Source organism: Chryseobacterium sp. CS3K3.1, from assembly GCF_059515165.1.
This window is the reverse complement of the sequence record NZ_JCAKRV010000026.1, coordinates 15,901-29,843: the sequence shown is the minus strand read 5'-3', so window position 1 is coordinate 29,843 and position 13,943 is coordinate 15,901. Positions and strand designations below refer to the sequence as shown.

The following is a 13,943-nucleotide window of genomic DNA, read 5'->3' as shown; positions in this document are numbered from 1 at the left end:
TTTTTGAGTAATAATTAATGTTTGTATTTGTCAGAAATGACAAAGTCTGTAGATTGTTTTGCAAACCTAACTAAAAATAAATCTCCGGTATTTATAGAAATAGAGTTTAACCCTTTTTTAACAGTTTGAGGAATAGGGTAAATACAGATTGGTATGAATATCAAACCTCACAGGTTTCAAAAACCTGTGAGGTTTGCTTTTTCAGTTGTAATGGTTTATTTCTTAACGAGTATTTTCTCAGTAGCTTTTTTGCTTAAAATTTCTGTTTTACCCTCAATTTCTATCGTCATTGATTTATCAAAACTTTCTATTTTTACAATTTTCACTTTGGTATTGAGCAGCAATTTCCTGTCGTTCAGATACGTAAGGAAAGCATCGTCGGAAAGAGTAACAGAAGCAAAAGTTACCGTTTCTCCTGGTTCACAAATGCTTAATTTTTGTAAATCCTGGGCGATAATATTACCATCTTTATCAGGAATAGGTTCACCATGAGGATCGAACTTAGGATGATCCAGAATTTCATCCATTTTATCAAAAAAGATTTGAGAATGTACATGCTCAAGCTGTTCTGCAATCTCATGAACGTTTTCCCAGCCGAAATTCATCTTTTTAACCAGAAACATTTCGGTAAGCCTGTGTTTACGAACCACCAGCGCAGCTTCACGTCTTCCGCTTTCTGTAACGATCAACGGTTTGTAAGTCTCATAGACCACCCATTTTTTCTCGGCAAATTTCTTCATCATGTTATTGACACTCGGCATTTTTACATTCAAAAATTTGCTGAGTTCATTAATCGTAACCTTTCCTTCATTGTCAACTAAATGAAACAAAGCTTTCAGGTAATTCTCTTCTGTTAGGGTTGTTCTCAAAATGTTAGATGATTTTCACTACAAATCTAACAAAATAAAATGAAAAGTTCGCTCTTGTTATTTTAACTTTTTTTACTTTTACTCTATGAAATTTTCATTCAAAAACGACTATTCTGAGGGTTGTCACCCTACTATCTTACAGGCACTTTTACAGCATAACCTTGTTCAGCAGGCCGGCTATGGCGAAGATGAATTTTCACTGAAGGCCAAAGCTTTGATTAAGGAGAAAATCAATAATCAGCATTCGGATATTTATTTTGTTTCCGGAGGAACACAGGCCAATTTAATTGTTATTTCTGCTGTTTTAAAACCTTATCAATGTGTTATTTCTGCCTCTTCAGGCCATATCCTGAATAACGAGACCGGAGCTATTGAAGCCACAGGTCATAAAGTACTGAGCATCGAAACGGCAGACGGTAAAATAAAACCATCAGATATTGTTCCAATTTTAGAGGGACACAGGAATGTACCGCATCAGGTGATGCCTAAACTGGTTTATATTTCCAATTCTACAGAGCTGGGAACAATCTATCAGGCAAAAGAACTGGAAGAGCTTTCCGCATTTTGTAAGGAAAATAAATTATACCTGTTTATGGATGGAGCAAGACTTGGACATGGGCTGACAGCAGAGATCAGTGATCTTACCCTGGAAAAAGTAGCTGCTCTTACCGATGTTTTTTATCTTGGAGGAACGAAAAACGGAGCTTTGATAGGAGAGGCAATAGTAATCAATAATCCTGCACTACAGGAAGATTTTGCTTTTAATATCAAACAAAAAGGAGCGTTACTTGCAAAAGGAAGACTGTTGGGAATCCAGTTTTCAGAGCTGATGAAGGATAACCTGTATTTTGAGCTGGCACAACATGCCAATCAGCAGGCCATGAAGATTAAGAAAGCTTTGCAAAAAAGAGGAACTGAATTTCTTTCAGACACTTATACCAACCAGATTTTTCCTGTTCTCAGTAACCAGCTTATAGAGGTATTATCTGAAAAATTTGAATTCTATGTCTGGAAAAAAGTAGATGAAAATTTTTCCGCCATTCGTCTTATTACTTCGTGGAGTACAGGAGATGACGCTGTGAACCGTTTTATTGAAATGATTGAACAGAACTAGCATAAAATGAAAAGGCTGTCTCAAAAATCCACTAGCGGACTTTCGAGACAGCCTTTTTTTATTTTATAATGAATTATTTTTTCAAAGCTTCATTGACGACTTTACAGTCTGCAGGGCTTAGCTTCTGTCCATCTTTATAGCTGATTTTTTTCTCGTCAGCATATTTGGTTTGTCCGTCTTCTTCCTTATGATCACCAATACCCTCTGTTAAAATATTATCTTTCTGCAGGAAATAAATATCTCTTTTGCTCTTTTTCCCTTCAGAACTGAATTCATAGGTTAGTTTCAGGGTGTCTCCCGATTTGAAACCTGTTACATCTCCTTTTGAGCTGTCTTTTTCACTGTTTTTATAAGATAATTTTCCGGTGATTGTTCCTAAATTGTCATCAATAGAAGCAAAAACACTGTCTTTTCCTGTAACCCCGATATAACAGAACGATTTTGGCCCAAGGGTATCAATTACCGGTTCTTCCACAGCAATGGTATCTGCTTCCACTTTGGGAGCCGGAGCTTCAGTTTTCTTATTACAGTTGATTAAAAAAGCTGATACAGCACCCAGTAAGATTAATTTTTTCATATCCTTCATTGTTAAAAATCAAATTTCTATTCTGCTAAAATAATAATAGTATTCATATATTAAAAGTCCTGAACTCTCAGAAAATGTAAAAACGGGTGAAATCTCACATAAATAAAGGATTTTAGGAGAATAGTAAAATTGGAATGGTGCAATGAAAAGCTACTTAAAGAAGTTCTAAATGAAAAAGCAGGTTACCAAATCATTACCATTTTTTTTAGGTTTTTTTTAAAAAAGTAAATGTAATTCAATGTTTTGCGTTATGTTTCATGCTGTCTCGTAACTCAATTAAATTTAATTTTAACTATAAAACATTGAGTTATGGAAAGTTCAAAAAGGTCAACTTTTTTCAGGACTAGTCAGTTGTGAATATTGTGGATTATTTATGAACTAATAAATCTGTAGTTGACTCTCATTTTTAGAGGTATATATTTAAGTGTTCGATTACTTCAATATCGGATGAGATGTATTCAACCTCCTAATGTCCCAGTAGGTTTTTTTATTTTATTACTTTTGGTGGATAACTTTTTAATACGTCAAGTTCTGTCGTATAAAGGGTTTTGATTTGTTGAACTAAAATTGATGTGGATATGTTCTAAATAATCAATAGATCCAAGTCAGTGAAAGGAATGAAGTACAAGTCATTTATAGTAACGGTTCCGTTTCCGAAGTCATGATTTATAATTTTTGTATCATCGCCAGGGACAACTTTTTGCTGGATAAATTAATTGTTACATTTCAGTTCTCTGAAGGATCAATACTAGAGTAGGTGTAAAATTGGGCCGGTTGTTACTATCTTTTGAAAATGGCTAAATTCTAGTGAATCTGTACGGTGGATATACTAGCTGACTTGTTCAATTCCAGAAAAAATTAATCCAATTAAAACAGAAAAGTATTACTGCTTTTATACTGAGATTATTATGATACAGATTTACAACTCAAATTGCTCAATTTCAGGCTAATTGTCAGTATTGTGTATTTCTCAAAATCAGTGAAAGCAACATTTAGTCATTCTGGCTGAATAGGACATTTTGCTTTCAGTTAATCATGTAAGAAACAAGTTTTAGATTAATTATTAGATATCAAATCGCTATCTTATTGGTTAATTGTGCTGAAAATCAAATATGTATAATTTGCAGTATAAATGCAGTAAGGATTGATGAAAGAAATTCTTATAATTTTATTACACATCTAAATCATAACTCCCGACTATTTTAAAAAAAATTGAACCCATTAGAAAGGTAAGAAATTACCTTCTTCTGATAATTCTTTTTTACGGATTGTATTTAGCCCAAGTTGGAATAAGTACAAAGCCATTTAAACAAGAACTGAATGCTTGATATAGACAGATATTTAAATTATCCCTTAACAAAAACATATTCAAAAATGAACACAAAAAATTTATTTTCAATTGGTTTGTCATTAGTAAGTCTATCTTTATTTGCACAAACTGGCAATGTAGGAATTAATACGACAACACCAGGTACCACACTTGATGTTAATGGAGCCATCACCAATCGTGAAACAGCAGTAAATGTTGCTGGCAATACGGCTGCCGTTCCGGCTAATATAAGTCAGGTGAAACTTACAGGGTCTGCTACAGCAACTGTTTCAATTTCAGCCCCAACAGCACCCAATGCTGGACAGAGACTTGTTATTTTTAACAACACGTCAGGTGGTTTTGGTGCCACACTTAATGGGGTTACAATCCCAAATTCAAAAGCTCTGGAATTTGTCTACAGCAATGGAGGATGGAGATCTACTGATGGAGGAACTGTAGGTGCAACTCCTGTCAATATTTATACTGCAGATGGTACACTTAGCAGTAACAGAATCGTAACACAGGGAGCCAATACTTTGGCATTTACTGCAACTCAGCCTAATGCATTCTCTGTAGCCGGAAATACTTTTTCAGTAGATGCCGCCAATAATAGAGTTGGAGTAGGTATTTCAGCACCGACTGAGAAGCTTGATGTAAGAGGAAATGGAAAGTTTGAATCCGCTCAAACTAACGTTATGATCAATTCCACAGGTACTAATGCAGCAAGTATTAGTTTGACTAGATATAATGGCAACACTAATATTCCGGTTGGGCAACTTGCAGGATTTCTTAATTTTAATGGTTATGTTAATACTGGCAGTTGGACATTAGGAGCTATTGCGGTATCAAAAGCAGATTCTCCAACGACTTTGGGTTCGCAAATGGATTTCTACACTAGCGGAAATGCGAGCGGCCCTAAAATGTCATTAGATGAGTTTGGAAAGCTTGGTATAGGAACCAATGCTCCAACCAACACATTGGATGTAAATGGCAATGCTAGGTTTCGCTCGTTACCGACACAAACTACGCTTGGAAGTTCTAATATGTTGCTTTCTGACGGAACTGGAGTTATTTCACAGATTACCAGTAATGACTTTATTAACACCTTAAAAACTCCAAATAATGTTTTTAATGCTGAGCAATTTGCCAGTAGTGCAACTCTGCCTGGAAATGGTGTTGCTAACAGAGTTATATTTGGGACGGTCAATATTAATTCTGCAGGCGCAGGTACTTGGAACTCTGCTAATAGCAGCTATACAGTAGCCAAAACAGGAATATATCATATTGTAGCTGGAGTAAGACTGGAAAATGCTTCTAGTCCACCAAATTATGGACTTTATATCCATGCAGGTAATGGTACTTGGACTTTCGGCGGGGCTCCTCAGGCAGGAAATATTTATATACTATCTGGAACGTATGTAAAGTTGCTTAATGCAGGAGATGTTATTTATTGTGAGAGTAAAGCAGGTATTGGCGCACCTAGCTATAATCATAACGATGCATTTATGCATATTATTTATACTGCACTATAAGTGAAATCCTATAAAAATAAATATATTAATTGTGTAACACTTATCAATTACTGTTTAGAAAGTCATATGAAAAAAGGTGAATTTTAGTTGCTATAGTACACTTTGTTTTTTATTCACCAAAACTTTAAGTGTACTATTCTTCTTTATGATGACAATAGCAAACAACTATCAAAAAAACATTTGTTTATATTTCCAAATGCTTTTTAGGGCAATAATTTATTTCAAAAATAGTTTAAAACATGAAACTCTGAATAAAAAATATTTAACCATTAATAGCTGAAAAAAAACGACATTCAAACTATATTTACTAGCTATTTACTTACAACTTATTTTAACCTATCTTCTAATATCTATGACTCATTTGCGAAACATTTTTTTTGTTCTGTCATTTTTTCTAATCAGTTATTTCCAATGTCAAATCACCATAGCTAAAATTGACAGTATGCAAACCCAATCGGTTAGTAAACTCCTTATGCGTGGTGAATTGTATAAAATCGTACAATTAGAAACTAAATTGCGGAAAGAATGTCAAAAATTGCATTATAAAAAAGGTGAAATAAGAGGTTATCTGAATATTGCCACTGTACTCAATGTGATGAAAAAAAACAAAGAGAGTCTTCAGATGCTTGAAAAAGCAGAAAAGGAATTAGGGGATGAGGATGATTATGGACTTAAGTCATATCTATATTTTGTTTATGGTACCAACTATAATTCTCTGGGATTACACGAGCAGGCAATCAAATATTTTGATGATGCTTTTGTGATAGCTCACAAGATTAAAGATAAAAAAGAAAAGGAATATAGGCTTTACAGCATTTATGACTGGAAAAGAAACAGTTTTGAATATCTGGGAATTATGGATTCTGTCTACAGTAATGAGCGGAAATGTATGAAATTACCTATGCCAATGTTATATATTACAATTGCTGAAAGGCATTTTAAGCGAAAAAACATTGATTCTGCAGAATTTTATATTAATAAAGCAAATGAACTGCTGATTACCAAACAGATTCCTATGGAAGGTAAAGCTAATGTAATTAGGGCTCTTGGAAAGTTGAGCATTAAAAAGAAGGATTATAATAAAGCTCTAGAATATTTAATCAGTTCAGTAAATATTACATCAGAAGCCCGCCTGGATAACGGAACTCTTGAATCTTACAAATTAATTGCTGAAGCCTATAATGGTTTAAAGCTTTCCAAACTAGAGAATGAATATTTAAAAAAATATTCAGTGCTTAATGACCGCTTGCAGGAAGAAGATAATGCTGCAGTGAATTTGCTTATTAACAGTAAAGATAATGAACAGGCAGAACAAGGAAAGGAAGAGAATCTTATTTTTTTATATATCATCTTGGGTTTGGTTTTGGTGGTGGTCATCAGATACTTTATTTTCAAATTTTCAAGACAATGGAAAAAGAGTAAGGATTCTTTGATGATAGAGGAAGTAAATAAATCAGAAAGTTCTTTAAAAAGATCATCATACACGTATGAAGAATTGATCGCGCTGGCTAAGCAGTCAGATCCGTCTTTTATGCTTAAGTTTAGAGATTCATTTCCAAATTTATATGACGCCCTCATCTTGAAGTATCCAGATCTGAACTTAAATGATATGAAGTTATGTGCATTTCTTAAACTGAACTTTTCCAATAAACAGATTGCAGATTATGATCACATATCAGTTAGAACAGCTGAATCAAAAAAATATAGACTCAGAAAGAAATTGAACCTTTCCAGGGATATTGATCTCTATAAATGGATTAATGATTTCTGACTTCAGTTCATTTTTTTTACCAACTAATTTGATAATCAGTTATTTGTGTTTTGAAGTATAAATGCAGTATGAATTTTTTGATTTTTACTAAATACATTTGTTCCACAGTCAACCACAATGAGCTGCTTCAGGAATTCAATTTAAATTTTATTAATCAAAAAACAAAGAAATAATGAAAAAAACAAAATCCAGTCTATTTTGAGACATTAAACTTAAGTTCAAAAATTAAAAGATTCTGAAAACACATCTAGCACATCGCAAAATTTGGATATTCCTGTCAATTTCCCTCAATTATTAGAGACAGTGATTTCTTAGCGAATTCCTGAATGTAAGATAGTAACTTACATTTTGGTATGTAAAATTTTCTAAAAAAATAACGAAATGAAAAAGACTTTTATTTACTTTAGCCTATTCCTTTTTAACGCAATATTATATGCGCAAGTTGGAATAAATACTACAATTCCAGGTAGTACTTTAACTATTAATGGTTCTTTAGCAGGGACTTATAAAGTTTTCTCTACTTCTGCTACTTTAGGAATCAATGATTTTTACATGGCATTCAGTGGCAGTACGGCTGGAACATTTACATTGCCGATCGCAACAGCTGCAGCTCCTGCACAGGGAAATATACTTGGCAGGGTGTATTATATTAAAAATACAGGTACAGCGCAGCTGACGGTAGCTGCCAGCGGCTCGGAACTGATAGATAACCAAAGTGGTACCGGAGTGGCGAGCTTTAAATTGAATCCTGGCGGCTATGCAATGCTTATCAGTAAAGGTACTACGTCAGGAACAACATGGGAGCTATCTACTTTCATCGATAAAACAACTTCTACAATTGCGGCACTTGGGGCTACAGATATTGTTACTTATACGGGAACAGCACTTACTAATTTTAACAATAGTATTCCTCAAATTATTCCGTTTACTTCTGGAAACCTTATTGTGAACCAAGGGGGGTCTGCCTCTTGGAATGATGCTGGTGATTATTGGCAGATAATTGAATCCGGTGTTTACAAAATAGAGGGCGCTGCCTATTTTTCTAGTGGAGGAGCTCCTTCGGGTATATATGTATGGACAGGTATTAACCTTAATATTACAAAAAATGGGACATCACTGACAAACATTATAGGTGGAAACAGAAATAATATTATGAATGAAATTGCCCAGGTTGCCAATACTCCAATAAATGTAAATTGCATTGTGCATTTGAATGCAGGGGATCGTATTTACTTAACTATGAATTATGGGGCAGGTAATCAGCCTACAACAAGTGTCCAGATTGCTCATCCTAATTCATTAGTGGAATCCAGAAATTTCTCATTACAACAATTGTCTGTGCCTTGATAAAAATATTTGCAGGGGCAAGAATTATTTCTTCCTACTCTTAAATTAAAAAACACAATAACCTCTATAAATGATAAAAACATTATTTCAAACAGGAGCGGTTCTGTATGGAACGCTTCTGTATTCTCAGATTGGGATCAACATCTCAAAGCCCAAAGCAAGCCTCGATATTCATGGTTTTGAAACTGATATAAAAAGGCAGATGGTTTAATAGCCCCAAGACTTACCGGTAATCAGTTAAAAGCAAAAGATCAATTATATACGGGTGAGCTTAAAGGGGCGATAGTGTATGTAACTGAAGCAGCAAGCCCAGTAACGGTCAAAACAGGTAATGTAACTACCACAGGATGTAATATTTCCATAGAATCGAGATGTCTCCGTAGTGGAAATCAACAGTATAAGACAGCTTCAGACTCAACACTTTTTATTACATATGTGCCTATTTAATTTTTGTTATGAATTTCAAAACCATCCAGATTGGACCAATGATAGAACAGAAAATTGCAGAGAACGGGATAGAAGTATCCCGTATCTGCAGTTTTTTGAATATTATGGAAGCCGATTTAAAACAAATATATAGGTCGACTAGTATTGACACTGATTTATTACTTAGGATTTCCAAATTAACTGACTATGACTTTTTTCGTATATATTCGCAACATTTGATTTTGTATTCACCATCTAAAAGATCACAGATTTCAAAGAATAAAACAGAGTTGCCAGTTTTTAGAAAAAGTATTTATTCAAAGGAAGTCATTTATTTTATTTTAGAACTGATTGCATCTGGTAGCAAAACAAAGTCTCAAATTATTGAGGAATATTGTATACCTAAGACAACTTTGTATAAATGGATAAAAAAATATCAGAAATGAACAGATATCCCAATTATAATAGAATCTACAAAGATCTTATTGAACTAAAATATCCAGAAAAAAAAGTTATATGTGAAGTATACCTGCAAAAGAAAGTTTTATCTGCATTAGATGTGATTAAATTGAATTATTTACTTTTCAGTGATGAGTCGGATAGTTTTAATCAAAAACTTAGATCTTATGATGAAAAAGCTATTTTAGAGATACTATTGTTTCAAAAAATTAATGAGCTTAATAATACGCAAGTAGCATCTTATTTTAAGCTCAGTCGTAATACGATCACTAAATGGAAAAAGGTATTTAAGAATAAAATGTAAAACCTAGGTTTATCAATTTTTTTCAAATCTTTTAGATTTACTATTTGAACAACTATAATTATGAATGCAGAATTAAAAGTTAATCCAGTGGATCAATTTCCTACCCAGGTAGAAGGAGAGCAATTTTCCAGAACTGTTTTATTGTACGATAAAGATTTAGATAATTTTGATCTGGGTTATTATGACTTTGAGCTTCAGAAATGGCAGGCTGTGGAAGGTTTTAAAATGGATATAATTTGTTGGTCCTACATTCCTATACCTAATGAATTACAAGTTTCCGGATTTGATTCTGTTACTATTGATTAATTACTGAACTCATTAATTAAAGCCAGATATTTAAGTATTATTTTACATACTTATTAAAGTAAACGAGGTTGTCTGTATACAGGCAACCTCGCTTATTTAATAGAAATCAATTATAATCTATTAATATTAAAATTTAGAAAATTTATAAACAAAATTTTTTCAACGTTGAAACAATGTTTTTTGCAGAAATAACGGCTCCTTCCATATAACCTGAAAACTCCGCAGATGTTTCCGTGTTGGAAAAGAACAGTTTATCATTAAGGTATCCGAACTGTAAAAGCGGATGCCCGTTGTTTTGATGAGGTCTGCTGATCATCTGAGGACCTCCTGAAATATATTCATCCGTCCAAACTTTGTCATAGTAGCTGATTGGTTCCAATGCTTTCTCACCCAGAAGTTCGGCTAATTGCTTTAATGCAAATTCTTTACGGACCTTTGCTGAGTAGCCGGAAGCACTGATATGAAGAAAGATAAGACAGGTTTCAGCTGTGACCGTTATTTTCAGGCCGAATTGGACAATCTAAAGTTTGCAAGAAATGCTTTCCACCATTCTTACGTTCTGCAGTATGTTAATTTCTTTCCCTGTGAATGGGAAAATGACCATCAATACATGTCCAGACTTTTCGATTTTGCTTACCAAAATAATATAGGACTGGGCGGACCGGATATTGTTCCGGATAAGAAAGCCCAAATGAAAAATTCTTATCCCTTTTTTAATCAATACAAAGGAAAGCTTTCTCTGGTAGCAATGGCTGTTCAGGAGCCGACCTTGACGTATACAAATCCGAAAACTAAAAAGCCTTTCACCAAAGAAGAATTTACAGAATATGCTGAAAACTATCTTGGCGTAAAAATTATATTCTGGAGTGTGGAATCTCCCTGGCTGAGAGATCCCATTTGATTGTTCTCCTTTATACTTTTAATATTCCTCTGAAACCTCTTGCTGCATAATAAGAATCTGCACCATTGTGATACGTAAATACGGTATTGTAGCGTCTGTCGCAGAAAACCGCACCTCCAAGTTCACGGATCTGTGGTGGTGTTTTGATCCAGCTTGAAGTCTTTTGGTCAAATTTTCCCAATTCCTGAAGATGACGGTATTGTTCTTCTGTCAAAAGTTCAATTCCCATTTCCTTAGCGGTGTCGATGACATTGCTTTCAGGTTTGTTGGCCTTTCTGGCTTCCCAGGCTTGATAATCATAACATAAGCTTCGGCGTTTTGGGCTTTCGGGAGAGCAGTCAACGAAAGAATATTCATCTGTTTTTTTATTATAATCTACCACGTCGGGTTCGCCTTCTGTGGTTTCCATTTCATATAAAGAGCGGATTTTTTCGGGATGGGCTTCCAGTTTTTGCTGGATTTTTTCCCATTTCAGGTCTTTATGACGGTTCATGTTTTTTTCGAAACGGGTTTTTAATGTTTTTAAAAGCTCGTTGGTTTGTTCCGGGGTTAGTTTATTTTTCATGTCAAATTTTGTTGTGTTGTGTTGTGTTGTGTTGTGTTGTGTTGTTGGAAATCGCAAAGGCGCAAGTTTTGTTATTGAAGAGTGTTTAAAGCGCAAAGATTTTATCTTCGATAAAATTTATTTATTTCAATTTTAAAACGATTAATCAGCGATAGTAATTTTTCTTTCTGCAGGTCTGAAATACCAGGAAATAATAACCAGTACCCATAATAATACTGCCGGAAAAGTTCTGCCGGCTGTATCGCCAACGATAAGGTGGGAAATGACGGCGCCTGACATCACGAAGAAAAATCCTGCGTAAGCCCATTCTTTCAGTATTAGTCGTTTAGGGATTAATATGGCAATAACGCCAAGAATTTTACATACTCCAATGATCGTCATCAGATAAGAAGGGTAGCCGAGATGGGTAAAATTGGCCAGTTCATCTTTGTTTTTCATCAGTTGGACAATAGCTGTTGAAACCATGCCCAGAGCCATCCATAGGGTGAATATCCAATAGATGATTTTTGTTCTTTTTTGTGAAGGTTGTGGTGTGTTCATGATCTGTTTTTTTATGGTTAGTCGTTTAATCCTATTCCGTCCATGATTTGTGGAATGCATTTTTCAATGCGCGCTTCACGGGTTTTAGACTGTTTGGCAGAAGAAAAATGGAGCAGATAAGCTCTTTGTCTTCCGGGGGCTAATGCTTTGAAAGCTTCCTGTAATGCAGGATTTTGATCCAGCTTCTCCTGAAACTCTTCAGCAATTTCAAACTCTTTTGTCTTCTTCATTTCCACTTTTGCGCCCGATTCTTCAATTTCAACGGCTTCAAACATATAAGCACGAAGAACATCTTCCAGATCATTGATTTGCGCTACCTCTGTAAAGCGGATCTGTCTGGCCGCCTGTACATTTTTAGACTGCTGAATCAGCATATGGTCCGGGTCTTTCATTAAAGCTCCTTTAAAAAAGAGAAGCGCACAATATTCCTTAAAACCGTGGATCAGGAAAATATTTTTCCCTTCATAAGTATAACAGGGACAGCCCCATTTTAAATCTTCTGTAAGTTCTGTACTAAGAGCAATGGTTCTTAATTTCTCAAATTCTTCCTGCCATTGTCCGGCATTTTCGAAGAAAAAATTAACTTTTGGATTCATAGTTCTGGGTTTTTGGGTTACGGGATGCGGGATTCGGGGTGTTTAGGTTTGAGGGTTTGAGAGTATTAGAGTGGGAGAGTATAAGGGTTTAAAGTTTAAAGTTTGATGTTTAAAGTTGTTATCCTTCACTGATCATTGACGATTCACTTGCAAAGCAAAATTCACTATTGACATTGATGTTCACAATTTGAGCCTTGTTGCCCATTGTCTATCATCTCTTCGTCTATTATCTATAATCTGCTACCTTCCACCCAACAATTCCTGCAAACGGTTATGCGCCATATTAATGCCCTGTGCAAATGGCATTTTCAGGTGCTGGTCTCTGAAGTCTACAGATTTATAAATGGTCTGAATGGTTATTTTACTGGTGATATCCGTTAATTTTTCAAATGTTAAAAACTCGATCTGAGCAGGAAAAGGTGTATTTTCCATCTGGAAAGTTCTTATAATTTTCTCATTCTGAACAATGTCATGAATGGTTCCGTTGGCACTGAAAACCACATCGCCTTGAGGATTTAAAGTTTCGAAGCGATAACTTCCGTGCGGTTTGTTTTCGAATTTGGTTACTTTCGTTCCCATCCATTGCTCGAAAAGTTCAGCTTCTGTATATGCCTTGAAAAGCAGTTCTACAGGAAGGTCAAATTCTCTGATGATGAAGATTTCCTGTTTGTCGTCTTCTGCGTGGATTTTTGTTTTAAGTTCCATATGTTGAGTTTGGTGTTTAAGTTTGAGGGTTTGAGAGTGTTAGAGTGGGAGAGTTTGATGCGGGTTACGCGTTTCGGGGTTCGGGGGTTCGGGGTTTGTTTTTTGCGGATCCGGGGTTTTGTGTTTGCGAGGTTCGAGGTAAGAAATTCGAGGTATTTTAGATTTTAAATTGTAATTCATTATCCAATCTATCTCGGAACTTTGCACCCCGAAACACGTATCTCGCACCTCGCATCACATCTCTCTATTCTGATACGCTTTCATCACACTTTCCAGCTTGTTGAACTTTTCGTCCCACATTTTGCGGAAAGGTTCTATAAAATCGGCTATTTCTTTCATTTTATTGGGATTAAGGTGATAGATAATTTCTCTGCCGTTTTGTTCAGATCTCAGCAGTTCGCATTCTGTAAGGATCTGGAGATGTTTTGAAACGGTAGGCCTTGCCGTATCAAAATTGGAAGCGATAGCTCCCGCCGTCATCGACTGTGCCGCCACCAACATCAATATAGACCGTCTCGTAGGATCTGCAATTGCCTGAAATACATCTCTTCTTAAATTCATCGTGTAGTTATTTGACTACAAATATATGTGTAGTTATTTAGCTACGCAAGTT

16 protein-coding genes are annotated in these 13,943 nt (G+C 35.1%); 8 read left to right on the top strand and 8 right to left on the bottom strand.

What is annotated here, in order from left to right; all coding sequences use genetic code 11:
• Positions 1–215: 215 nt before the first annotated feature.
• Positions 216–869, bottom strand: a complete 654-nt coding sequence (locus AC5YGI_RS20030; protein ID WP_330746499.1) for a metal-dependent transcriptional regulator — start codon at positions 867–869, stop codon at positions 216–218.
• Positions 870–954: 85 nt separating this feature from the next.
• Here AC5YGI_RS20030 and AC5YGI_RS20025 point away from each other — a divergent pair, with 85 nt between their 5' ends.
• On the top strand, positions 955–1,983 hold the full coding sequence (locus tag AC5YGI_RS20025) for a threonine aldolase family protein (RefSeq protein ID WP_454510483.1): 1,029 nt from the start codon (positions 955–957) through the stop codon (positions 1,981–1,983).
• A 73-nt stretch (positions 1,984–2,056) separates the two neighbouring features.
• On the opposite strand, the gene AC5YGI_RS20020 is transcribed toward AC5YGI_RS20025, so the two are convergent.
• Complete coding sequence (locus AC5YGI_RS20020) at positions 2,057–2,560, bottom strand: hypothetical protein (RefSeq protein WP_330746497.1); 504 nt, start codon at positions 2,558–2,560, stop codon at positions 2,057–2,059.
• Between the two features lie 1,329 nt (positions 2,561–3,889).
• Here AC5YGI_RS20020 and AC5YGI_RS20015 point away from each other — a divergent pair.
• From AC5YGI_RS20015 to AC5YGI_RS19990, 6 genes are all read left to right on the top strand, one after another.
• Positions 3,890–5,410: a hypothetical protein gene (locus tag AC5YGI_RS20015; protein WP_330746496.1), complete on the top strand. Its 1,521-nt coding sequence runs from the start codon at positions 3,890–3,892 to the stop codon at positions 5,408–5,410.
• 352 nt (positions 5,411–5,762) lie between these two features.
• Entirely contained in the window at positions 5,763–7,181 is a 1,419-nt protein-coding gene (locus tag AC5YGI_RS20010; protein WP_496169429.1) for a hypothetical protein, read from the top strand.
• 381 nt (positions 7,182–7,562) lie between these two features.
• Positions 7,563–8,528 (top strand): hypothetical protein, encoded by a 966-nt coding sequence (locus tag AC5YGI_RS20005; protein WP_330746494.1) that lies wholly within the window; start codon positions 7,563–7,565, stop codon positions 8,526–8,528.
• Between the two features lie 70 nt (positions 8,529–8,598).
• Positions 8,599–8,739, top strand: a complete 141-nt coding sequence (locus tag AC5YGI_RS20000) for a hypothetical protein (RefSeq protein ID WP_496169426.1) — start codon at positions 8,599–8,601, stop codon at positions 8,737–8,739.
• Between the two features lie 636 nt (positions 8,740–9,375).
• Positions 9,376–9,717 carry a helix-turn-helix domain-containing protein gene (locus AC5YGI_RS19995; RefSeq protein ID WP_446105766.1) on the top strand — a complete coding sequence of 114 codons (342 nt, stop codon included), beginning with the start codon at positions 9,376–9,378 and terminating at the stop codon, positions 9,715–9,717.
• Positions 9,718–9,777: 60 nt separating this feature from the next.
• Positions 9,778–10,023 carry a hypothetical protein gene (locus AC5YGI_RS19990; RefSeq protein ID WP_330746491.1) on the top strand — a complete coding sequence of 82 codons (246 nt, stop codon included), beginning with the start codon at positions 9,778–9,780 and terminating at the stop codon, positions 10,021–10,023.
• Between the two features lie 142 nt (positions 10,024–10,165).
• Here the strand turns inward: AC5YGI_RS19990 and AC5YGI_RS19985 are convergent, their stop codons facing one another.
• Positions 10,166–10,483 (bottom strand): FAD-dependent oxidoreductase, encoded by a 318-nt coding sequence (locus AC5YGI_RS19985; protein WP_496169516.1) that lies wholly within the window; start codon positions 10,481–10,483, stop codon positions 10,166–10,168.
• Between AC5YGI_RS19985 and AC5YGI_RS19980 the strand changes: the two genes are divergently transcribed.
• Positions 10,484–10,924 (top strand): hypothetical protein, encoded by a 441-nt coding sequence (locus AC5YGI_RS19980; RefSeq protein ID WP_446105767.1) that lies wholly within the window; start codon positions 10,484–10,486, stop codon positions 10,922–10,924.
• 10 nt (positions 10,925–10,934) lie between these two features.
• Here the strand turns inward: AC5YGI_RS19980 and AC5YGI_RS19975 are convergent, their stop codons facing one another.
• From AC5YGI_RS19975 to AC5YGI_RS19955, 5 genes are all read right to left on the bottom strand, one after another.
• Positions 10,935–11,489, bottom strand: coding sequence for a DUF4256 domain-containing protein (locus AC5YGI_RS19975; protein ID WP_496169423.1), 555 nt, complete (start codon positions 11,487–11,489; stop codon positions 10,935–10,937).
• Between the two features lie 141 nt (positions 11,490–11,630).
• Positions 11,631–12,029, bottom strand: coding sequence for a DoxX family protein (locus AC5YGI_RS19970; RefSeq protein WP_496169421.1), 399 nt, complete (start codon positions 12,027–12,029; stop codon positions 11,631–11,633).
• A 17-nt stretch (positions 12,030–12,046) separates the two neighbouring features.
• Positions 12,047–12,625: a YdeI/OmpD-associated family protein gene (locus tag AC5YGI_RS19965; protein ID WP_496169419.1), complete on the bottom strand. Its 579-nt coding sequence runs from the start codon at positions 12,623–12,625 to the stop codon at positions 12,047–12,049.
• Positions 12,626–12,865: 240 nt separating this feature from the next.
• Positions 12,866–13,330, bottom strand: a complete 465-nt coding sequence (locus tag AC5YGI_RS19960; RefSeq protein ID WP_496169417.1) for an SRPBCC domain-containing protein — start codon at positions 13,328–13,330, stop codon at positions 12,866–12,868.
• A gap of 234 nt (positions 13,331–13,564) precedes the next feature.
• Complete coding sequence (locus tag AC5YGI_RS19955) at positions 13,565–13,891, bottom strand: ArsR/SmtB family transcription factor (RefSeq protein ID WP_496169414.1); 327 nt, start codon at positions 13,889–13,891, stop codon at positions 13,565–13,567.
• Between the last annotated feature and the right edge of the window lie 52 nt (positions 13,892–13,943).

Bases quoted from the DNA above. Each gene is read 5' to 3' on its own strand.
- AC5YGI_RS20025 (WP_454510483.1), top strand. From the start codon at position 955: ATGAAATTTTCATTCAAAAACGACTATTCTGAGGGTTGTCACCCTACT.
- AC5YGI_RS20020 (WP_330746497.1), bottom strand. From the start codon at position 2,560: ATGAAAAAATTAATCTTACTGGGTGCTGTATCAGCTTTTTTAATCAAC.
- AC5YGI_RS20015 (WP_330746496.1), top strand. From the start codon at position 3,890: ATGCTTGATATAGACAGATATTTAAATTATCCCTTAACAAAAACATAT.
- AC5YGI_RS20010 (WP_496169429.1), top strand. From the start codon at position 5,763: ATGACTCATTTGCGAAACATTTTTTTTGTTCTGTCATTTTTTCTAATC.
- AC5YGI_RS20005 (WP_330746494.1), top strand. From the start codon at position 7,563: ATGAAAAAGACTTTTATTTACTTTAGCCTATTCCTTTTTAACGCAATA.
- AC5YGI_RS20000 (WP_496169426.1), top strand. From the start codon at position 8,599: ATGATAAAAACATTATTTCAAACAGGAGCGGTTCTGTATGGAACGCTT.
- AC5YGI_RS19995 (WP_446105766.1), top strand. From the start codon at position 9,376: ATGGATAAAAAAATATCAGAAATGAACAGATATCCCAATTATAATAGA.
- AC5YGI_RS19990 (WP_330746491.1), top strand. From the start codon at position 9,778: ATGAATGCAGAATTAAAAGTTAATCCAGTGGATCAATTTCCTACCCAG.
- AC5YGI_RS19980 (WP_446105767.1), top strand. From the start codon at position 10,484: ATGAAGAAAGATAAGACAGGTTTCAGCTGTGACCGTTATTTTCAGGCC.
- AC5YGI_RS19975 (WP_496169423.1), bottom strand. From the start codon at position 11,489: ATGAAAAATAAACTAACCCCGGAACAAACCAACGAGCTTTTAAAAACA.
- AC5YGI_RS19970 (WP_496169421.1), bottom strand. From the start codon at position 12,029: ATGAACACACCACAACCTTCACAAAAAAGAACAAAAATCATCTATTGG.
- AC5YGI_RS19965 (WP_496169419.1), bottom strand. From the start codon at position 12,625: ATGAATCCAAAAGTTAATTTTTTCTTCGAAAATGCCGGACAATGGCAG.
- AC5YGI_RS19960 (WP_496169417.1), bottom strand. From the start codon at position 13,330: ATGGAACTTAAAACAAAAATCCACGCAGAAGACGACAAACAGGAAATC.
- AC5YGI_RS19955 (WP_496169414.1), bottom strand. From the start codon at position 13,891: ATGAATTTAAGAAGAGATGTATTTCAGGCAATTGCAGATCCTACGAGA.